Here is a 22,099-nt window from a genome sequence, read left to right on the forward strand (position 1 = left end):
GTTCTCCCTTTACTCCTCTTTGTTATCCGGTAACTTGTTATTTGGTAACTCTTCGCTCACTATTTGCGTAGTAGTAGCAAAAGGCTTGGTTGGAATCGAGTAATCGACGTCTTTTGGCATAAGCAGGCGCATATGCGGATAAGGAGTTGAGATGTTAGCGGCATCAAAAGCAAGCTTGATATTCTCTTGCAGATCTTCTTTGATTTTTGGCATGCGAGCGACAGAAGCAGGCTTGACCCAAAAGCGTACAATAAAAAATACCCCATATTCGCCAATCTCTGCCACCGTAGCAGAGGCTTCAGGGCGGTTTAGTACTACCTCAGTATCTGTCAGCACTTGCAATATTTGTTGACGGGCTTTTTCGATATCATCCTCAAAAGCTATGCGAGCTCTTATGTCAAAACGAATGAAGTTTTTGGAGGTCAGATTGGTCACCTCGGAGGAGGCGACATTGGAGTTGGGGATGATAACGGTAATATTGTCTCGGGTCAGCACATGTGTGGTACGCAGCGCAATCACTACGACGCGGCCTTCATTACCATTAATATTGACCCAATCGCCGACTTGAAAGGACTGCTCAAGTAAAATAGTAATACCAGCAATAAAGTTGGCAAGCGTTGACTGTGCGGCAAAACCAACGGCCAAACCAGCAATACCTAAACCAGCTACCAAAGAGACAATATCAAAACCAAACTGCGCCATGACACTGGCAAGACCCAATACCAGTAGTAGGACCGATAAAATATTTTTGAGCAGCTGCTCAATAGAAGCATTAAGACCATAATGCTGTAAGACTCTATGGATGATTTGTCCTGATGACGTCCATAAGATGTAATAAACCCCAGCCCAAATACTGGCTTTCGCTGTTGCTTTTACCGTTTCTGGCTCAAAATTAAGCTGACTCATAACCGCAATTAAGCTGGCGACAATCCAGATATAACGAAAGATAGAACGAGCGATTTTGGCGCGGCGATCATTGAGACGAAAGCGCTTTTTATTGTGCTTTAAAAAATAAATAGCTAACCAATAAAAAAATCCTATTACCGCCAAAAGTATTAAGATTTTGATACCCGTACTGGTCAGCTCTACAGCATAAGAAGACCAATCTAGCGTGTCCTCCTCAATAGAGCCTCCTAATGCTAAATAAAGACTGGCATGCAAATCACGAATGATTTCTTGAAAAAAATCAGTAATACTAGCGATTGCCATCTTATTATCCATGCCAGTTTTTATCAGTAATAAGGGTCTATTTAATAAAATAGTATTTTGCAGCTTTATTATCTACAAAAATGAAACAACACTAAAAGCCATCTTCTTGAGTATCTAAAGCTTGATAAGGAATAGCCATTTTATGCTGTACATCGCGTAGAGCCGTTCGCAGTCCCTCTAAAATAGTGGGATGATAAAAAGGCGTATCTAGTAGCTGCTTGACGCAGATATCATTGGTGATAGCGGTCGCTAAGATATGACCGATATATTCAGCGTCAGGGCCAACCATACTGGCTCCCAATACTTTGTCGGTTTGCTTGCAGCCATAAATATGTAATAGGCCACAGTTGACGCCCATAATACGACTACGTCCTTGATTATCAAAACTCACTTTACCAATGACATACTCTAGCTCCGGATCTTCTTCTATTTGCTGCTGAGTCATACCAACATTGACGATTTGTGGTGAGGTAAAAACAATAGAGAAGGGTATCGCTGGCGGGCGGATATAAGCATCGGTATTTTGATTACAAACAATACTACCAGCACTATAGCCTTCATCACTAGCGACATGCAACAAGGGAATATGAGCATTAGCATCGCCTACAATATACACTTCAAGCTCACCGATTTGACCGGTATGAATATCTAAGTTTTGTGGCCGGTTTTTGTCATCTAGCTCTACTCCTAGATTTTCGACACCTAACGATTTGATATTATTGCGCCGACCGGTAGCTACCAAGACGCGCTCACCTTCCCAGCGATGATCATTGCCATCTTTGTCGGTATATTCGATAAAGGCTGAGAGCTTATCATCGCTATCGATGTGAGTGCCTAAATCGTTAATGGTACTTTTCAGATTCAAGGTTAGATCATTGCTCAAGCAATCAATAGCTTTTGCATTGATATCGGTATCTTTTAGGCCAGCCACGCGGTTTTCACGATTAAATACCGTGACCGCCACTCCTAAACGGGTAAAGGCTTGGGCAAGCTCTAGTCCTACCGAACCTGTCCCTATCACTGCCATCGAAACTGGCAAATCGGCTAAATCAAATACGCTATCAGAGGTGAGTAACGTCTCGCCTAGCTTATCGCTCCATCCATCTGGGATAAAAGGCGAGCTACCAGTAGCAATAATAATCTTGTTAGCTTTAATCAGCTCATCATTGACTTCGATAAGACCATCAGCATTTATATGAGCCGTACCTGCTATTTTCTTATCATCAGGCCAACTCTCTACCTGCTTTTCGATAAAGCTCTCAAAGTGGCTACGCTCTGCTTGTACGCGCGCCATAACTTGCTTGCCATTAATAGTAACGTCACTGTGAATGCCAAACTCCTCTGAATACTTAGCATCATTCGCACGCTCAGCGGCAGCAATAAGTAGTTTACTTGGCATACAGCCTACAGTGACGCAGGTGGTGGTCCAAAACCCGTCATTGATAATAATAATATCTTTATTGATTTTACTCGCTTGCCGAAAAGCGTTTTGTCCAGCCGTACCTGCCCCGATAACGGCTACTGAAACCTTGCGAGTGATTTTATTATTATCTCGGTTGTCAGCCACATTATCAGCGGTTTGCTCAGTCGATTTACTCATAATATTCTCAAATTAAAAAGGGGGATTTTAGTTATCGCTTTTTATAACGAATTTATCCTATAATAAATTTATTACTATCAGCTGTGTAGCTGACATTTAATAAACACTCATTATGTTAAGCCAAAGTTGATAACGACTCAGCAAGATAAGCGTAGCAGGTTGTTGAAAAAATGTTTAACGAGCTTTGCTATAGCTTATAGTTTACTGATGTTTATTGGGAACTAGTCGACCGATAGTACCGTCAATAGACGTTCTGCGTAGTCCTTAGCGCGTAGATTGCGCTGCGCGTGAGTCAAAGTGCCTTGTTTATCAAATACAAAAGCTGAGCGTACCAAACCAAGCGTCTTTTTGCCGTACATATTTTTTTCTTTGATCACCTCAAAATACTGACAGAGCTTCTCATCGCTATCGCTGATAAGCGGGATTTGTAACTCATGTTTTTCTATGAAGTTTTTGTGAGATTCAATACTATCACGCGAGACGCCGATAATATCGTAGCCAAGCTTACCAAAATCATGTAGATGCTTAGTGAAGTCGATAGCTTGCGTAGTACAACCTGGGGTATTATCTTTAGGATAAAAATAAAGTATCAAGCCTTTTTGTCTATCTTTCATCAGCGCAGATAAGCTAATAGCATCATCAATAAACTGTCCGTCTAACTTACGAGTTAAAGTAACTGGAAAATCAGGTAAAGCAATAACTTCAGTAGTTGGCTTTGCCATCATAAGCTCCTTTTTTAATTATTTTTTAGTCATAATATGAGTGAATCATCATCAAGCTTCAGTTTTACACTTTGAGCGTATATTGGCAACTAGTAAGCATAAAAAAAGACTGACAATAGCCAGCCCTTTTGGGATATATCCTAATAGATATACCCTAATAAAAGATAAATACAGCAATCAAAAACACTCAAGTCATAAAAAAGCTATGGTAGCTATAATTGTGTTTAAACTTATATTTATACTATAGTCAATATACTTTAAAAATGACATAGCGATGCTGCAATGAATTTTGTGCAGCCTCTGTATAAACAGCAAGCCAACCAAATTTATACCAGTAGCGCGCTTAAATCTATAACCCTTTTATTTTCAGCTGACTCTATCATTTAATGGCGCTTAAGAAGGTTTTTGTGGCGGCTTTAGATCTAAGCCTTCAGTGCATTGCTGCAAATCTCTTTGCATAGTTTTTACATAAGGCAAGCTTGAGGGATCTTTATTATCTTGCGCGTAACTCTCAATCTCCCACATCTGACCGATAGTCATTTTACTACGCACGTTAATAGTACAACTACAAAGTTTAGTAGCCGTATTTTTATCCGCTACTTTGTACTTCATCGCGCCATTGACGCATTGATTGATATTATTTTGTTTAATATCGACAGCGTTCGCTTGCGACATAGCAAAAAAACTAAATAGCGCCAAAGGCAGGATAGGTAACAGCTTCATAAAAATCCTCTTACAGGTAAGTCATTAAATAATAAATCAGCAAGTCGCTAGATGATAATCATAATTTTGAGCCCTACCATATCAACTATGGTTAATGAATAACACCGCAGAGATGCTGTAATCATGCAAGCAAATGTTACGCTTTTATTTTAGATTATCATCTAAACGATCCCATTTTTTTTACTGATCACTGAACGTAGGCTTTATAGCGGGTCGGGTCAGCAACTCCGGCTTGCATAAAGCCTTCGCGGCGTAGCGTACAGCTATCACATATTGCGCATGCTCGCCCATCATCATCGGCCTGATAACAGGAGATAGTTTGTCCATAATCTACGCCAAGCGCCAAGCCAAGCTGGATAGTTTGCGCCTTTGATAGCTGCTGTAATGGCGTTTGAATACGTAAAGGATGACCAGTAACCCCAGCTTTGGTTGCTAGATTGGCCATTTTTTCGAAGGCCTCGATATACTCAGGGCGACAGTCTGGATAGCCAGAATAATCGATAGAGCTCACTCCGATAACGATGTGATTGGCATTACTCACTTCAGCCACTGCTAAAGCATAAGATAAAAAAATGGTATTGCGAGCCGGAACATAAGTATTCGGAATCGCTTCATTATCGAGCTGCTCATGCTCTTTATTAGAGAATTTATCTGTATCACCATCTGGCACTGTCATACTGTGATCGGTCAATGAAGAACCACCAAGCTGAGCAATATCAATATCGATAATACGATGAGCAACCGCTGCCATCGCCGCTATATTTTTGGCGGCTACTAACTCACTATTATGACGCTGACCATAGTTGAAGCTCACTGCTGTCACTGAAGCGTAGCGAGCTTTTGCCCAATAAAGGCAAGTCACTGAATCAAGGCCACCGGATAGTAGAACGACCGCGTTTTCACTGCTTTTAATAGCTTGATTGTCGTTTGGCGTCTCAGAGTTAGAGGGCAAAGTAGCATGGGTCATAATAAGATCTATCAGTAGAATAAAAGCGGCTATTTTAACAAATTTAGACTGATAACGACAGCTGGCGCTAACTACAAGTGTTTTATTATAGCCAAGCATCGCTTTTTAGTCTGCTTGGAATATTTGTTATAATCTATCCTGTTTTTAATACGTTTTAACAAGCCCTAATATATAGATATTGAGTCATTTATGAACACCGTTTCCTCAAATACAGCTACTTTATTTACTCCTAATAGCGACTCTCAAGTAGAAATGTCTGCCCTTGATCATTCTATCCTTGATAAAGAAACAGACGCTCCACTATCAGCTGAATCTAAAAAATTACAGAAAAAACTACGTCGCCAAGTCTCTCAAGCTATTCATGATTTTAATATGATAGAAGAGGGCGATGTGATAATGGTCTGCGTCTCAGGCGGTAAAGACAGCTATACTTTGCTTGATATGCTGCTAAAGTTACAACGCGCAGCGCCTATTCATTTTGATGTCGTCGCGGTCAATCTTGATCAAAAACAGCCGGGCTATCCAGAAGAGATACTACCCAACTATCTAAACGAGCAAGGCATAGCCCATTATATTTTAGAAAAAGATACTTATAGTATTGTCAAAAGCGTGGTTCCTGAAGGTAAAACTTACTGCTCAGCTTGCTCGCGGCTACGTCGTGGCTCACTTTATGGTTTTGCCAAACAAATTGGCGCGACCAAAATCGCTTTGGGTCATCACCGCGATGATATGCTCGCCACTTTTTTCTTAAACCTATTTCATGGCGGCGCGCTCAAATCTATGCCACCAAAACTACTTAGCGATGATAAACAAAACATCCTCATTCGCCCGCTAGCTTATGTTGAAGAAAAAGACATTATAGAGTACGCCCACTTAAAGCAGTTTCCGATTATTCCTTGTAATCTTTGCGGCAGCCAAACCAATCTACAACGAGCTATCATCAATGACATGCTGCGCGAATGGGATGATGCCCATCCGCAGCGTTTAGCTTCTATCTTTAAAGCTATGCAAAATGTAGCGCCATCGCAGCTAGCAGATCGAGAGTTATTTGATTTTGAGACGCTAAGTTTGCAGCGCGATGAGAGTGAACGCTCATTTGAGGGGGAGAATATTCAGGTAGGTCAGCAGCATAGTCTTGATGATATGGGTCTACCTATACAGCCTAAAACGCAAACGTTTGCGCCAAAGACTGACCACAACAGCGCGCAGCCGCATAAAATTCCAACTATTAATCCCGTACTATAAATAAAGTGGTTTCTTAGTTTAAGCCAATTAAAAAAACCAGCGAACTTTTGATGTTCACTGGTTTTTGTCTTAAACACTTTGATAGCTTTATTAGGAGTTTTTCTCAAAGACTGGTAGCGGATCAAAGCTGACCTCAGCACGTGGCAGTTTAGCCACATCTTGCATACGCCAATCATCTTTCCCATCATTACTAACTTGTAAATAGTACTTGGCCTTTAAAGGGTCAATATCCGCTTGAGCCGTATACTTATTAGCACCCTGATACTCCAATATGACATCACGATCTTTTTTGACATCAGTCGCATGAGAGATGGATAACTCTAGTTTTTCAGGATAGCTAACCGGCTCACCATTTAGTAGTTTGCCCGATTGTAAGCTTTGTTCAGGATAATTAAGATAAAAGGTAATATCGCCAGTCTCAGAGAACTGCATTTGACCATGTAAATCAAGATCATAAGTGAGCTTGTCACGCGAGACATCATGATATAGCGTTTTGCCATCCATGTACCAATCATCACGAACCACGCTATCACGAATCTGATAAGAGTAATAAACGAAAAAAATACAAGCCACTACCACAAAGGCCGGTAGACCAATAACGAAGATAATCACCATGTAGTTTTTATACCACGGCTGACTGTCTTGATGCTTAAAGTCTGATGAAGAAGTAGACATAAAATACCTATGAATATAATAGCGTTTAAAACGTTAGCGTTTGGTGTGTCAGCGTTTACTGCATTAGCCCCTGCCCATATTAAAAAGTGTGAAACAATCTAATAAGGACATTGGCTATAATTAACTAGGAGCACTATCTTATACTATTAGCTCATGTTACGGGCTCACACTACTGACCTTGAGTGGTAAAGACGTTATCTTTACTAACCTTATATTTACCATCTTCACTCTCAACGTTGAGCGTAATGGGAGTCTGACCCGGTTCAACAATCGCTGGATCACCATAGATACTGACCGACATATCAAAGCTTTCACCTGGCGCTAAAGGGACATCATTGAAGCGTAATTGCAAGCTTAAACCCTCTTCTGGCGCTAAAGTAATCTTGTAGGTATGCTCATCTTGAGTCTTGTTAGTAAGCTTCACCACATAGCTATTCTCAATCATACCTTGCTGGTTCAATGAAGACAATTGATTACGGTCACGACGTATATCAATCTCTAACGGTACGCGATCGGTCAATGCATAAATCAAGCCACCACAGAGCACAATAAGTAGAGCCATATAAGCAAATAAGCGCTTACTAATGACTTTAGTATCCTCTTTTTCTACCAATTGACGCTCAGTAGTATAACGAATCAAACCACGCGGATAACCCACCTTATCCATGATCTCATTACAAGCATCGACACAAGCAGCGCACTGAATACAAGCGACTTGTAGCCCATCACGAATATCGATACCGGTAGGGCAGACCTGCACACACATTTGGCATTCAATACAGTCGCCTAAATCATCAGGATTGGTTCCTTTTTTGCGGGGACCACGCGGCTCACCACGGTCGTAATCATAAGAAACAACCAGCGTATCTTTATCAAACATAACACTTTGAAAACGGCCATACGGACAAATCTGAATACACATCTGCTCACGCATGTAGCCGGCGTTAGCATAAGTAGCAAAAGTAAAAATAAATACAGCTACCCATATCCAGGTCGGCCAATCAGGAAAAGGAATAAAGCCTATCATCTGCCAGCTTTGATAAATATAATCAGTACCAGCCACATAGCTAACAAAGGTAGTTGCTGTAATCACCGAAAATATAAACCAAATAAGGTATATCAGAGAGCGCTTAAGTACCTTTTTTGGACCTAAAGGTTCTTTATCGAACTTAAGACGCTTATTACGATCACCAATCACCCATTTTTCGACATGCTGATAAAGATGAGTCCAGATAGTTTGGGGACAAGCGTACCCACACCACACCCGACCAGCATAGACCGTCACCATAAACAGTGTAAAGGCAGCAATGATGGCAAATATAGCAACAAAATAAAAATCTTGAGTCAAAAATGTCATGCCAAAGATGTAGTAATGCTGCGAGGGTACATCTAACCAAATAGCTTGCCTACCGTCATAACGCAGCCAAGGCAAAAGCAAAAATAGCGCCAAAAAGAAGTACATACTAACGACACGAATATTTTGATAAAAACCCTTTACAAAACGTGGATGCACACGATGCTTAGTAGCATCCATGTCTACTTGTTGTACGGGGATTTTATTGGGTTGTGGAGCTGACATAAACTTGCCTCTTTTAGAAAAAGAATCAGTCTGCTGGCTGACTAAACAAAATGAATATATTGCTATCATTCATCATTGATAACTATAATATGTTAATTAGTATTTTAACATTACCCTTAACATAAATGGGGTTTTAATCCTTAAAAACAATATCTCTAAAGCTATTGATATCGCTTTTTGACGGAGTATAAAGCTAGCTTTATAAGCAAAAAGGGAGAACTGCATTAACAGTTCTCCCTTAATTAAAATCCATCTCTATAACACTTAATCAACTACTCACTATCTTAATTAGCGCTAGCTTCTTGCTTAGCAGGAGCAGAGGTTGCTGTATTGTTAGCAGTCATATTAGTGCTTGTAGCTGCAGATCTGTCTGATAGGGAATAAACGTAAGCGGCAAGCAACATGATACGCTCGTTACCTAGTTTAGTTTCCCACTCAGGCATAACACCTGCACGGCCATAACGTAGAGTGTCACGTACCGTCTCACGATCACCACCATATAACCAAATATCATCAGTTAAGTTTGGCGCGCCTGCTGAGATCATACCTTTACCATCTGGACCATGACATAAAGCACAGTTCTGCGAGAAAACAGCTTCCCCTTGTTTGACCAAGGTTTGATCTAGAGGACCGTTACTTTCACTACCATTTTTTGGTGATAATGATAAAACGTACTCTGATGCGGCGCGGACTCCATCCTCACCGATCTGATCACGCCATGCTGGCATACCGCCAACGCGGCCTTTATGCAAAGTCGTTAAAATATGATCAGCACCGCCGCCATACAACCATTCATTATCAGTCAAGTTTGGATAGCCCACAGCGCCTTTGGCGTTAGAACCATGGCAGACTGAACAGTTCTGTAAGAACAGACGGCTACCTACTTTCAAGGCATTTGGATCTTGAGCCAATTTTTCGACCGCAGGAGATAGAGCCGCAATTTTTTCGTCTATTTGGGTTTGTAGATCTGCTGGTGGCTCTTCACTACGACGTAACGTTGTTTGTAGCTCGCTCAACTCATTAAGAGTCGTTGTCGCTTCAATAGCATTAGCTTTTGCAAGAATGCTTTGTTCAAAGTTATCAGTGAAAACCTTGTCGTTGGCTTCAAGTTCGCTATACAGCTCGTTCTTTGAGGTCCATGGCACTGTCTCGCCATCAACTTCTACAGTGGCAACGCCGTTCCAGCTGCCAGGTTGGATAGCTGGAAAAAAGATCCAGTAAGCAGCACCCCAAGCGATAGTGCCAAAGAAAATCACTAGCCACCATTTTGGTAGCGGTTTATCGTATTCCTGAATGCCGTCATAGCTATGTCCAGTAGTACCGTCTTCTTCGACCTCTGGCTTATATTTGAGTACAAATAATAAGAGGGCAAGAATACCGACCCAACAGGCAACACTTAATATGGTGATCCAGGAACTCCAAAAGAATGTCATCATTTATCCTTATCGCGCTGCTCATCCGATGAGCGATCTTTCATCTCATCATCAAGCGCAAGTTGTGCATCTTCTTCGAAGCGTTTTTTGTTTTTTGGCGAATAAGCCCACCAAGCAACGCCTATAAAGGCGATGAAGGCAGAAACAGTTGCAATTGTTTGTAATTCACCAATACCCATTAGCGCTGTCCTTCCATTGCGGTACCTAACTGCTGCAAATAAGCAACTAGAGCATCAAGCTCGGTAGCACCAAGTACGGCATCAGGTGCGCCCTCGATATCCTCTTCAGTATAAGGTACGCCAAAACGATCACGGAATAGACGCATTTTAGTTTGAACCTTAACACCATCCACTTCGTTGGTAGCAAGCCATGGGAAACCTGGCATTACTGACTCAGGAACTAAAGATCTTGGCGCAATGAGATGCTGCTTTTGCCAATCTTCTGAGTAGCGACCACCCACTCGTGCTAAATCAGGTCCAGTACGCTTTGATCCCCATAAAAAAGGGTGATCCCACGTCGACTCTGCAGCACGAGAGTAGGGGCCATAGCGCTCTACTTCTGCGCGCAATGGACGTACCATTTGAGTATGACAGACGTGACAACCTTCACGGATATAAATATCACGACCTTCAAACTCAAGGGCAGTCCAAGGCTCCATAGAGGGAAGGGGTGTATTGACACCGCCATCCTCAGGGCTCTTGTTATCATAAATCAGCGGTACGATTTCAACTAGCGTTGCAAAGCTAATAGCGATAACGATAAAGATGACCAACAAGCCTGTATTTTTCTCAATAATTTCATGCGGTGTACCAGCCATGATCGCTCCTTATACTTTAGCTGTCGAAGTTTGTTCGACACTAGGTTCATGATCCGTAGGGTCAGCGATATCAACAGGCTTACCTTCTGGCATCTTGACAGTACGATAGACGTTATAGGCCATAACAAACATACCAGACACGTATAACAGACCACCAAATGCACGGCCAATATAGGGGAAATGAGAGAACTCAACCGTATCTACAAAGCTATATACCAAAGTACCGTCTGGGTTAGTGGCAAGCCACATCATGCCTTGACCGATACCTGAGATCCACATCGAGACGATATAGAAAATAGTACCTGCTGTCGCAAGCCAGAAGTGAGTAGTGATAAGGCTGATTGAGTACATTTTTGGCTTGTTATAAATACGTGGTAGTAGTACGTATAGCGAACCAATAGTAATCATACCTACCCAGCCAAGTGCACCTGAGTGTACGTGACCTACTGTCCAGTCGGTATTATGTGAGAGCGCGTTGACTGTCTTAATAGACATCATTGGACCCTCAAAAGTAGACATTGCATAGAATGACAATGCTACAATCATAAAGCGAATGATCGGATCGGTACGCAGCTTATCCCAGCTACCTGATAAGGTTAGAACACCGTTAATCATACCACCCCAAGAAGGTGCGAATAGAATGATTGAGAACACCATAGCTAACGACTGAGTCCAGTCTGGTAGCGCTGAATAGTGTAGATGGTGACCACCTGCCCACATATATGAAGCAATCAATGCCCAAAAGTGAACGATAGAGAGGCGATAAGAATAAATAGGACGACCAATCTGTACCGGAACGAAATAGTACATCATACCCAAGAAGGCCGCAGTTAGGTAGAAACCTACCGCGTTATGTCCGTACCACCACTGCACCATGGCATCAGTTGCACCGCCAAATAATGAATATGACTTAAAGGCACCAACAGGAATCGCCATACTATTGACGATATGCAGTAAAGCAATCGTAATAATAAAAGCAGCAAAGAACCAGTTAGCCACATAAATATGCGAGGTTTTACGTTTGATAAGAGTACCAAAGAAAACAATGGCATAAGAGACCCATACCAAAGCAATCAAGATATCGATTGGCCACTCAAGCTCAGCATATTCTTTAGTCGTCGTTATACCTAGCGGCAAAGTGATAACTGCGGCTACGATAACCGCTTGCCAACCCCAAAAGGTAAACCAAGCTAGGTACGGTGCAAATAGTCTAGTCTTACAAGTACGCTGAACAATATAGTAGGAAGTTGCGAACAGGGCACAGCCACCGAACGCAAAAATGACCGCATTGGTGTGCAGTGGTCTTAGGCGACTAAATGTCAGCCATGGAATGTCAAAGTTAAGTGCTGGCCACGCCAATTGCGATGCCAAGAACACACCAAGACTCATTCCGACAATACCCCAAACGACAGTCATAATCGTAAAGAATCTTACGATAGTGATCTCGTACTCGCGGTCAACTGGGGCGACTGCTGTGTTTTGTAAACTCATTGGATGATTCCTTTACAGCCTAAATTATCAACAGAATTAACTAAATCTCCGAGTATCTAAACCATAACAAAGCTAAAGTCTAAAAGGCAATGTCATAAAATAGATAGGGATTGCGGCACATGCTGTCATCAGGATTATCTATCACTGTAACGGTGTATTAACTAGTGAGCCAAACGTTGCTATCTCGGTACTTACTAAGCTAAATGAACACTTGTAAAGTAAGCAATGATTAGACAAAGTTAGGATGATTAATATATCGTTAAAGTTAATTATAAATAATAGTATTTAGATCTGAATCACTCAGTAGTTATCTCTACATCAGACACTAACTATCGACCAAAATACAGGCTGACATTAATCTGCAATAAAAGCTGTTAAGGAACAGATAGATGCTAGCGGCTGCTGACAAAAACATGTGGAGGTAACGTTTAGTTAAAACTCCCGACTCTGTTTAAGGGTATTGTAACGCAATATTAATAAAATATCATCAGAACTATGTGTCAAAATACAAAATCTTTGGTAAATAATTTATCTGACAACTTATTATAATAACCCATTGAAGTATCACAGTATTAACAAGCATCTATTTGATATTAAAATAATTATATTAAATTATTTTGAAATTAACACAGCATTACAGCGACTGGTTTGACGATCATTTTTACTCTAAATATTTTGTAAAAAATGCCTAGGGATAGTCAAGAGTTAGGCGTTTTTTATAGTCACATAGAGGTAACTAATTGTAAAAGAACGCTGATAGTTAAGTTTTATACCTAAAGTCTATGATTAAGTTTTTTGTTACAGTTTAGCAATCAATGCTAGTATTAGCTTTTATTTCTCTTTAATCTGAGCCCTATACCGCAAAATAAATTTTTATTACAATAATCGCAATTTAATATATGATTGTAGAGACTATGATCGTTGCACTAGGCAATGACTGTATTATAACTTCTGTCTCAATTCAACCTATTGAGGCAATTAGTGGTCTACAATGAGTATTTACTAAGGATAATGATATGGCTGTTTTTTTGACCGATACCTGGTTTGAGCAAGTTGAGCAAATGGGTAATGAAGCAGGTGAGCTCAATCTGCCACCAGCGCTAGCGGATATGGTGATTAACCTAAAAGTCACTGATGATAATGAAGTTATCGAAAGTAACTATGCTAATGGTCTGCTCCATAAAGGCTTAAATTCTGAGGCAACCACGACGCTACTGCTTGATCGTAGTACGCTACAGTCTATCATCACAGATTTCGACATGAACGAGATTATGGGCGCCTTTATGAGTGGTAAGATTCGTGTAGAAGGCGATATGTCGCAGTTGATGGCTTTGCAAACGGCGCGCCCGAGTACTGAGCAAAAAGAGCTATTCAAAAATATCAAATCAATAACCACTTTAGCTTAAGCTATTTTGCGGTACAAAAAGGCCCCTATATGAACTAGGGGCTTTTTCGATGATAACCATAACAGGCGCAGGCTATGGCTTTATTGCTCTAGCTTTATGCTTGAAGCTGTTGATTTTCTTTATAAATCGCCGCTTGTAGCCAAATATTGGCTTGGACGTAGTCGTGCACCTCGATAGCTTGAGTCTCATCAGTGAGACAAGCGCCGATACGCACTACAAAAGGCTGAGTATCTTGTTCACGCAGTATCACCACATCAAACAAAATGATAGGCTTATTATTAAAGACAGTTTGCTGCTTGCCTAGAACTTGTCCTTGACACCAAGCTTCATCCTCTTGTCCTAGAGTATCGCCAAATAGATAGGCGCACATGTGACCGAGATTGATCTCTACCGGTGCCATTTGCTCCTTGGTCTCTGGACGCCAAGCTTTGATCTGCTCCTGCAAATCATCGGGTATTTTGCCATCATTAGCGGCGACAATGTCGTTAAAAGCGCGGTGATAACGAATAGCTTCCTCGTCTTCAACTCTGATCACCTCATTTTGTTCACTAATAGAGATCTCATGCGCCCAAGCACTGAAATTGACAAAATAAGTAGTTCCTTGCTCATACAAATGACGGTTAGGAGTATAGAGCTGATCAAAAGCATAAACAATACTGCCATCGCTGCCACGCAGTCTTAATACTGCATCATGCGAGTTTTCATTAACTATTACCCGCTCGATTTTACAGGTCATACCATAAGGACTATCCACACAAGGATAAGCGTTGATAAAACGCTCCGGTCGACCCTCTTTCATCGCTAATACTTGATTGATATGACAAGGCTTGTTTTCAGATAATAGCAGGCAGCTATCTTGAGCACTAACATTACCATTAAGGCCTTTAGGCATAGTAGCGTGATCTATCATTTGCTGTAACCATTCAGGCACATCCTGACTCATATCGCTAGTCAAAATACGCCAGTGATCGGCGTGACCTGCGGTTTGTTCGTCAGATAAAGTGATTTTGGTAGGGGATTGTACGTTTTTATAATGATAATTAATGGTCATAGAGATACTCAAACTTAGCTCAGTGGTGAAGTTGGAACAGCAAGCTGTAATAATTAATAAACGCAACTAATGCAGTAAGCCATTAGCTTAGGGGTATATAATACCTCCGCTAAAACTATTGCCTCATAGCTACTAATACTTTATCAAGCCAGCTACCAAACCATGATAATGGGTTAATGACATTCGTCTTTAGCATATAATATATAGGTATGCAGGCAAACAATAGCAAGCCTGAGTATAAAAATAATATCAAACAGCGAAGTTTTATCGAAAAACCGTGATAGTTTATGCTAATCGTTGGCATATTTTGAGGAAACTATGTCAAACTATCCCCCTTTTATCAGAGTGTGATTATCTCTGTAGTATGATTATTGATGCACTAAACTAATAGATCCGTCTAAAACCATGTTTATATACCTGTTTATTGGGCTATAGTCGCTTTTTTGTGGCTATTAAAAGTCAGTATATATAGAGGTATGTGAATAAGATAAAGAGTTTGACTATGTTTCGTCCTTTAGCATTATTTATTGGCCTGCGTTATACCCGAGCTGAGCGCAGTAACCGCTTTATCTCCTTTATATCGCTGATCTCTATGATAGGTTTGACGCTTGGAGTTGCGGTACTTATCACCGTATTATCGGTGATGAATGGCTTTGATCGCGAGCTCAAAACTCGCATACTAGGTATGGTGCCACAAGCGACCGTAACCTCAGCTGAGGTCATTAGTGATTGGCAGCCGCTTGCAGATCGTATCAAAGCTGAAGATCCAGAAGTGGCAGCAGTGGCTCCTTTTATTCAGTTGCAAGGAATGCTGACCTCAAATGGTCAAGTAGCCGGAATCATGGTCACTGGTATCGACCCTGAGTACGAAAAAAATGTCTCTATTATCAATAATCACATGACAGAAGGCAGCATCGACACCTTAAAAGATGGCGACTTCGCTATCGTATTAGGGTTGGAGATGGTGCAGTCGCTTGGGCTTAATATCGGCGATAAGGTGACTTTGGTATTGCCTGAAGCTTCGCCATCACCAGCCGGCGTTATCCCTAGGTTTAAGCGCTTTACCTTGACAGGTATCTTTGATATCAGTCCTGATGTTAATACTCTAGCGGCCTTTATTCCGATGAACGATGCGGCAAAGCTGCTCAGGCTACCGGCTGGCGCGCAAGGTATTCGCTTAAAGCTAGATGATATCTTCCAAGCCCCCATTGCGGCGCAAAAAGCGGCTAGCATCGCGCCCGCTCAGCTTTATCCGAGCGACTGGACACAAACCCATGGTAATTTATTTGGGGCTATCCAGATGGAAAAAGCGATGGTTGGTTTACTGCTCTTTCTAATTATTTTAGTCGCCGCCTTCAACATTGTTTCAAGTCTTGTGATGTTAGTGACCGATAAAAAAGCTGATATTGCTATTTTAAAGACCTTTGGTGCCTCACCGCGCTTGATTACGCAAGTATTTATGGTGCAAGGGGTAGTGATAGGGGTTATTGGAACGGTGGCAGGAACGATATTGGGTATTATATTTGCGCTTACGGTCAGCGATATTTTGGGCTTTATTAATCAAGTTTTCGGTCTGAATCTATTTGATGCCTATTTTGTCAATTATCTGCCTTCACAATTACGTTTAGCCGATGTGGTATTGATTACAGGCGCCTCTTTTGTCCTCAGCTTTTTGGCGACAATTTATCCAGCGCGCCGAGCGGCTAAAATTCAACCGGCACAAACGCTACGTTATGAGTAGCCAAGCCTGTACTGAGCTATTACACGGTCATCTATAGCCTACGTAAACATATCGAAGTAGTCGAGGGTGAATATATAGCAACTGTAAGCAATTAAAGAATAAAGGAAGCGGAATGTCAGCTATTTTGAAGGCAAGCAATATCAGTAAGATCTATGATGAAGGGGCGGTACACACTCAAGTGCTAACTGGTTTGGATCTTAATATCAATGCCGGCGAGCGTATAGCTATCGTTGGCACTAGTGGTTCGGGCAAGAGTACCTTATTGCATCTATTAGGTGGTCTTGATACGCCTACTAGCGGTGAAGTTTGGTTACATGGGGAGTGTCTTAATCATATGAATGAGACCGAACGCGGTGCCATGCGCAATAAATATCTAGGTTTTATTTACCAGTTTCATCATCTATTAGCGGAGTTTACCGCAATAGAAAATGTCGCTATGCCGCTGCTTATGCGCCCAAAAGTATCAACTACTGAGGCTCGTAAGCAGGCGATTGAGATTTTAGAAAATGTGGGTTTGGGTCATCGTTTGGAGCACAGACCTGGTGAGCTATCCGGTGGTGAGCGTCAAAGGGTTGCTATTGCTCGCGCTTTGGTCACTAAGCCTTCGCTTATTTTAGCCGATGAGCCTACCGGAAACTTGGATTATGATAATGCACAAAGTGTTTTTGGGCTACTCTCAGAGCTACAAAGCACTATGAAAACGGCATTATTAATGGTGACTCATGATCGTAGCCTCGCTGCGCTAGCGGATCGTCAGCTACTATTACGCAATGGCCACTGGGAAAACTACTAGTAAAGAGCCATAATGAAGTTAACAGTAAAGCGGTATTAGCAGTAAGCGATAGATGTTGAGTTACAGACAATGAGCTAGTCGTTAGAAAAGCTACTAGATCTCTAAAAAGCAGATATTGTTTATAACAATGGCTAATGGTATGGTTTTTTATATTATATTATGAGTATTGAGCCATGAGTTTAATCGATATTATTGAGAGTAAAGTTATAGATAATAAAGACGATCCTATTGCCGCTTTTGGCAGCGCTGAGGAAGGTGAGGATCCTTTATTTCCATATATTGACCCTCAAGCGTTTGAGCGAGTAGGGGTAGCAGCTCAAAAAGAGCAATTCACAGCGATATTTGATGCTATTACTTTAGCCGGTGTGGATTATTATTTGAAAGTGCAAGAAACGGTGGGCGGTAAGCAATATCATTTAACTAAAGATGATAAAGTCATTACGACACAAGTGATGGATAGTCAATTCAAAGATACTATTCTTGACGCCTTGGAAACTCATCAACAAAGCTAGACACTGCTAGAAGATTTATAGCTATTAAGGTTATAGCTACTACATTACTATAGTAATGTTTTAAAGCGTCAAAACTTTGCACCATTGAGCCTTTAAGCCACTAAGGTTTTGGTGTTTTATCATTACGTAATCCTTGTCGTTTTTGCCAACTGACTACTGTTTTATAACGCCAAATCGCTTTGAATGCCAAACCACAAACGATGCTAGTAATGATAGCTAAAATAGTCAGTCCCAAACAAAAAGCGGTAATCGATACTTTGCCGCTATGCGTGACAAAAGGATTGGCGCCATCTGATAATACCCACAAGCTAAAATCAGCAATCATCCTACCAATCAGCCGTAAGCTAATCATCGGCACATCGATGATTTTTGCGCCAATATAATAGCCGGCATAAAAGATGGGCAGAGTCGTCAACGGATTGGTAATCCAAGTCAGACCAAGCGCCATCGGCACATTAGCGCGAAAGATAAGCGCGCCAATCAAAGCTAATAGCATCTGTCCTGGTAGCGGAAAAAACGCACTAAGCACCCCAATATAAACCGCTTTATTTAGGCTATGGCGATTAAACTGCCACAACCTAGGATCCGCTAAATGCGGCGCAAATAGTTTTAGACTACGGCTTTGTAAGATTTGTTCGGGAGTAGGAAGTAGGTTTTTTAGACGTTTTTTGGACACAAGCTTGCCTTTAGTCGCTAATTATTACCTGCCGATACCAATATATTAAGCAGATAAGTGATTACGTTTTTAGACAAAAGTATATCAACAGTAATAGTGCTATAATTAAATCATAGCGACTTTTGAGCTCTGATCTAGCTTTTGACAAAGTTTTTTACGGCGACATTTTGTTTTAAGTAAGCTGGTTAGTATAGGTCAATATAAAGGCGAATACTATCGCTAGCAGGTGATAAAAAAACTAAATCAGCGGCTAAGGAGTGCCAGTGTATTGGTTGATTGGCACTTTAATTATAGTCGCTATGATTGGCGTATTAACGGTAGCGGCCGATAGTGAGTTATCAGCTCTGGAGAGTCTACCGCTGATAGTGACTAGTAATGGTTGGTTTTTACCTTTGCTACTTTTTGCAATGGCTTTTATTTTGATCCTCTTTAAGCTGCGAACCGCTTTAGTATTCTCACCTCCCATAGCGCTAGTAACCGAGCAACCAGCAATAGAGGAATTAGCTTTAACAGCTAATAGCAACTCTGCAAAAACTACCTTACCTGTCACTGCTTCAATAACACGCCTTTATAATCGCGCCTTACTTATCAAAGCTATCCGTTATCTAATCGTAGCGTTATTAGCGCTCGCTTTACTTACTGGCAGTATCTTACAGGCATTAACTCAGCATCAACAGTTGCAGCTTACCAAAGTGAGCACAGCTATGCGGGTACAAGCTTGGGTAACTATCGAGGGTATTAGAGATAGCGTCTATGATGCCAGTACCAATAGCGGCTATCGACAAGTCGCTACTTTGAGCCATATAGCGCCACTGACAGCTGAGCTAAGCTCCAACGATTTAACAGCGCAAAGTATCGAGAACGCAAACAACCCTTTGCCCAAAAGCAACCAATTAAACGAGCGGCGCGTATTACTAAGCTTATACCCCAAAAAAGCCAATGATGACCCTAGTATTGTCACCCTCAATAATCTAAAGCCTGGCTCGCGTATATTAATGAGCTTATCACTAGCGCCGCTAGCCAGCTCTGAGCAAACGCTAAATAATCCGACTGGTTTTGATAGTTATCGTTGGCTACGTGCTCGTCATATTGATGGGGTAGCGACTATTATTGCAGTGAGCTCAGTCACTGAGCACTCATCAAGCTTAGCGCTAGCTAACGATGACGCTACCTTATTTTGGCAGCGAGCGCGTAACACTATCGATAATTGGCGTTTGCAACTACGTCAGCATTTTTATCAAGATTGGTCCGCTAAAACCGCTAGTGAACAACAAGCGCAAGCCGTGACCTTGAGCCTACTTACCGGTGATCGCAGCTTAATCAATCGCGAGACCAAAGATCTGTACCAGCTAGCCGGTATCTCGCATTTGTTAGCGATTTCGGGTACTCATGTGCTATTTATGGCTATTATGTTAGCGGCTATGGCAGTGCTATTAGTTCAGCGATTTTATCCGGCACTCTATCGCACCGCGGCGCGCTGGCAAGTACGTTGGTGGGTGATAATAGCGTCGGCTTTTATTTATGCGTTATTTACAGGTTTTGATGTACCCGCAGCACGTACCGCTTGGATGCTATTAGCTCTAGGGCTAGTGCGCCTAACCTTGGTGCCTATTAGCACCATGCGAGTGCTGCTGGCATTAGCGATCATTATGGCTTGGATGGATCCGTACGTGTTATGGCAAGCGGGTTATTGGCTGTCTTTTATTGCGGTAGCTTTATTACTAAAATACGAGGATGTGCTACAAAGCCAAACTTTAAACTCTAATTCTTCATTATCTCTATCATATTCTACTAGCTCGTCAATAATCAGCGAAAATCGGCAAAGCTTTATCAAGTTAAAGCTCTTGAATAGTAAAGGCTGGTTACTATTCAAGCGTATCTTTAGATTGCAGCTTTGGTTATTTATCGCGCTGCTGCCTATCACTTTATTGTTATTTGGCAAAGTCTCGCTATGGGGACTTGTGATTAACTTATTTGCTATTGGTTTATTCGGTTGGCTCATTGTGCCGCTAAATTTACTAGCCGGGCTTTGCTATTTATTATCGCCAGCTATCGCTGATAGCATTTGGGCGTTGGTTAGTAGCATTGTCAGTTATTTACATCAATTGATTGAGTGGCTAACGACGCTGCCTATACTAAGTAGCGCTTGGTTATATACGCCTATCAATTTTGCTATGGTATTGATGGCGGTACTGGTGATATTGCCATGGCTACTGCCACGCGGACTGCTGAGCCGCTTATTGTCACTACCGCCGCTGACGCTTTTGCTGATGACTATTTATGCCAATCAGCACTCTTTTTCTCAGACACCAACCCTCTATATTTTGCCGACAGGCGATCGTTATATCACGTCAGCAGTACTTATTTATCCTATTGATAAAAATAATGCTAACCAAAGTAAAGAGGGTGAAAAATCACTGAGGCAAGATAAGATAAGCTGGCTATTTTTGGCAGATCATAGAGTGCAAGGTGAGGATAGTAAGCCAAGCTCATTAATCGCTGATAAGCTTACGAAAATATTAGAGCAGCAACTGCGCACACTCGCTATAAAAAATCTGCAAGGTATCATCGTGCAAAGTAGCGACTCAGCTTTGACGGCAACTTTGTCTGATACTACTAAAAGCGATAAGCGTAAAGCAAGTTCTAAAAATACTAAAGGCTTGCAAGATTTGCAAAACTTATCAGGCGCGCAGCCGCTATTAGCGTTGACGGTAGCGCGATTAAGCCAAGTGTTACCTACGGCGCAATATTGGCAGGCAGGGCGGCATGAGCTTTGGCCAGCGCTTTTACCACAAACCCAAAAAAGCCAATCGTCACTTACTAATACACCTTATATTAGTGCCCAAGACTGTCAAACAGGTAAGCGGTGGCAAGATTTGAGCGGACAGCTAAAATTACAAGTGCTGACTGGTTGGCGTGAGATTGATGATGCTAGCGTTTGGGATTGTAGTGTGGCTATCGACAGCTCGTTGCCGATAACGGTAGTGCATTATAAGGCTAGTAATCCTCAGCAGCCTACTAAAGCTACTGTGCAAATGCTTGTTGATGATAAAGGATTAGCTATCTTAGATAAAGCTAAGACTGACTCGACAGTTGAGACCATAACTGAGCCTACAGCTTCGTCGCGGCTTATTCTGGATAGTGCTACTCACAAACGCAGCTGGCAGTTGTGGTCGCTAATGTGTCGCGCTGAACCTTTCGCGTTAGATATCAGCCAAGCCGCGACTACTTCAAGCGCTTGGCTGAGTCATAGTAGCTCAAGGGTGTCGACACAGGTGTTAGAGATGCAGCAGGCTAAGCAAATAATAACTTATGATGAGCAACCCTTGGAGGCCGCGTTGATGCTTGAGGATAATTATTAATAGCAACCAATAGCTAGGCCGATACCTAACCTGTAAGCTTATTGATGCAATAAGCTCACCTTTTACTATTGAACCTTGGCTATAATGCCACCATACT

At 41.7% G+C, this 22,099-nt stretch carries 19 protein-coding genes; 6 read left to right on the forward strand and 13 right to left on the reverse strand.

The annotated features are described in order from the left end of the window. Positions 1–9: 9 nt before the first annotated feature. From M0N77_RS02765 to queC, 5 genes are all read right to left on the reverse strand, one after another. Positions 10–1,209, reverse strand: coding sequence for a mechanosensitive ion channel family protein (locus tag M0N77_RS02765; RefSeq protein ID WP_353103327.1), 1,200 nt, complete (start codon positions 1,207–1,209; stop codon positions 10–12). A 91-nt stretch (positions 1,210–1,300) separates the two neighbouring features. Further along, on the reverse strand, positions 1,301–2,809 hold the full coding sequence (locus M0N77_RS02770) for a dihydrolipoyl dehydrogenase (RefSeq protein WP_353103329.1): 1,509 nt from the start codon (positions 2,807–2,809) through the stop codon (positions 1,301–1,303). Positions 2,810–3,030: 221 nt separating this feature from the next. Beyond that, positions 3,031–3,531 carry a peroxiredoxin gene (locus tag M0N77_RS02775; protein WP_353103331.1) on the reverse strand — a complete coding sequence of 167 codons (501 nt, stop codon included), beginning with the start codon at positions 3,529–3,531 and terminating at the stop codon, positions 3,031–3,033. Between the two features lie 393 nt (positions 3,532–3,924). After that, entirely contained in the window at positions 3,925–4,254 is a 330-nt protein-coding gene (locus M0N77_RS02780) for a hypothetical protein (protein ID WP_353103333.1), read from the reverse strand. A gap of 187 nt (positions 4,255–4,441) precedes the next feature. Beyond that, complete coding sequence (gene queC, locus M0N77_RS02785; protein ID WP_353103335.1) at positions 4,442–5,221, reverse strand: 7-cyano-7-deazaguanine synthase QueC; 780 nt, start codon at positions 5,219–5,221, stop codon at positions 4,442–4,444. Between the two features lie 252 nt (positions 5,222–5,473). Here queC and ttcA point away from each other — a divergent pair, with 252 nt between their 5' ends. After that, positions 5,474–6,466, forward strand: coding sequence for a tRNA 2-thiocytidine(32) synthetase TtcA (gene ttcA / locus M0N77_RS02790; RefSeq protein ID WP_371834214.1), 993 nt, complete (start codon positions 5,474–5,476; stop codon positions 6,464–6,466). Positions 6,467–6,556: 90 nt separating this feature from the next. Here the strand turns inward: ttcA and M0N77_RS02795 are convergent, their stop codons facing one another. From M0N77_RS02795 to ccoN, 6 genes are all read right to left on the reverse strand, one after another. Then, complete coding sequence (locus M0N77_RS02795; protein ID WP_353103339.1) at positions 6,557–7,141, reverse strand: FixH family protein; 585 nt, start codon at positions 7,139–7,141, stop codon at positions 6,557–6,559. Positions 7,142–7,310: 169 nt separating this feature from the next. After that, positions 7,311–8,720: a cytochrome c oxidase accessory protein CcoG gene (gene ccoG, locus M0N77_RS02800; protein ID WP_353103341.1), complete on the reverse strand. Its 1,410-nt coding sequence runs from the start codon at positions 8,718–8,720 to the stop codon at positions 7,311–7,313. A 284-nt stretch (positions 8,721–9,004) separates the two neighbouring features. Further along, positions 9,005–10,153, reverse strand: a complete 1,149-nt coding sequence (gene ccoP / locus M0N77_RS02805; RefSeq protein ID WP_353105549.1) for a cytochrome-c oxidase, cbb3-type subunit III — start codon at positions 10,151–10,153, stop codon at positions 9,005–9,007. Beyond that, positions 10,153–10,332, reverse strand: coding sequence for a cbb3-type cytochrome c oxidase subunit 3 (locus tag M0N77_RS02810; protein ID WP_353103342.1), 180 nt, complete (start codon positions 10,330–10,332; stop codon positions 10,153–10,155). The genes ccoP and M0N77_RS02810 overlap by 1 nt, the downstream gene beginning before the upstream one ends. Then, positions 10,332–10,970, reverse strand: a complete 639-nt coding sequence (gene ccoO / locus M0N77_RS02815; RefSeq protein ID WP_353103344.1) for a cytochrome-c oxidase, cbb3-type subunit II — start codon at positions 10,968–10,970, stop codon at positions 10,332–10,334. Before ccoO ends, M0N77_RS02810 begins: the two co-directional genes overlap by 1 nt. A gap of 9 nt (positions 10,971–10,979) precedes the next feature. After that, positions 10,980–12,461, reverse strand: coding sequence for a cytochrome-c oxidase, cbb3-type subunit I (gene ccoN, locus M0N77_RS02820; protein ID WP_353103346.1), 1,482 nt, complete (start codon positions 12,459–12,461; stop codon positions 10,980–10,982). A gap of 1,016 nt (positions 12,462–13,477) precedes the next feature. On the opposite strand from ccoN, the gene M0N77_RS02825 reads away from it, so the two are divergent. After that, positions 13,478–13,867, forward strand: coding sequence for an alkyl sulfatase C-terminal domain-containing protein (locus M0N77_RS02825; protein ID WP_353103348.1), 390 nt, complete (start codon positions 13,478–13,480; stop codon positions 13,865–13,867). Positions 13,868–13,961: 94 nt separating this feature from the next. On the opposite strand, the gene M0N77_RS02830 is transcribed toward M0N77_RS02825, so the two are convergent. Then, the gene (locus tag M0N77_RS02830; RefSeq protein WP_353103350.1) at positions 13,962–14,918 is read right to left on the reverse strand and encodes a hypothetical protein; all 957 of its coding nucleotides are present in this window, start codon (positions 14,916–14,918) and stop codon (positions 13,962–13,964) included. A gap of 502 nt (positions 14,919–15,420) precedes the next feature. On the opposite strand from M0N77_RS02830, the gene M0N77_RS02835 reads away from it, so the two are divergent. From M0N77_RS02835 to M0N77_RS02845, 3 genes are all read left to right on the forward strand, one after another. Then, positions 15,421–16,659, forward strand: a complete 1,239-nt coding sequence (locus M0N77_RS02835) for a lipoprotein-releasing ABC transporter permease subunit (protein ID WP_353103352.1) — start codon at positions 15,421–15,423, stop codon at positions 16,657–16,659. A 112-nt stretch (positions 16,660–16,771) separates the two neighbouring features. After that, positions 16,772–17,452: a lipoprotein-releasing ABC transporter ATP-binding protein LolD gene (lolD, locus tag M0N77_RS02840; protein ID WP_353103353.1), complete on the forward strand. Its 681-nt coding sequence runs from the start codon at positions 16,772–16,774 to the stop codon at positions 17,450–17,452. Positions 17,453–17,625: 173 nt separating this feature from the next. After that, positions 17,626–17,964, forward strand: coding sequence for a hypothetical protein (locus M0N77_RS02845; RefSeq protein WP_353103355.1), 339 nt, complete (start codon positions 17,626–17,628; stop codon positions 17,962–17,964). Between the two features lie 100 nt (positions 17,965–18,064). Here the strand turns inward: M0N77_RS02845 and M0N77_RS02850 are convergent, their stop codons facing one another. Further along, positions 18,065–18,640 (reverse strand): DUF2062 domain-containing protein, encoded by a 576-nt coding sequence (locus M0N77_RS02850; RefSeq protein ID WP_353103357.1) that lies wholly within the window; start codon positions 18,638–18,640, stop codon positions 18,065–18,067. A gap of 263 nt (positions 18,641–18,903) precedes the next feature. Here M0N77_RS02850 and M0N77_RS02855 point away from each other — a divergent pair, with 263 nt between their 5' ends. Beyond that, a complete protein-coding gene (locus M0N77_RS02855; protein ID WP_353103359.1) occupies positions 18,904–22,002 on the forward strand; it encodes a ComEC/Rec2 family competence protein in 3,099 nt (1,032 codons plus the stop codon). The last annotated feature ends 97 nt before the right edge of the window (positions 22,003–22,099 follow it).

Source organism: Psychrobacter sp. AH5, assembly GCF_040371085.1.
In the GTDB taxonomy this organism is placed as follows: Bacteria; Pseudomonadota; Gammaproteobacteria; order Pseudomonadales; family Moraxellaceae; genus Psychrobacter.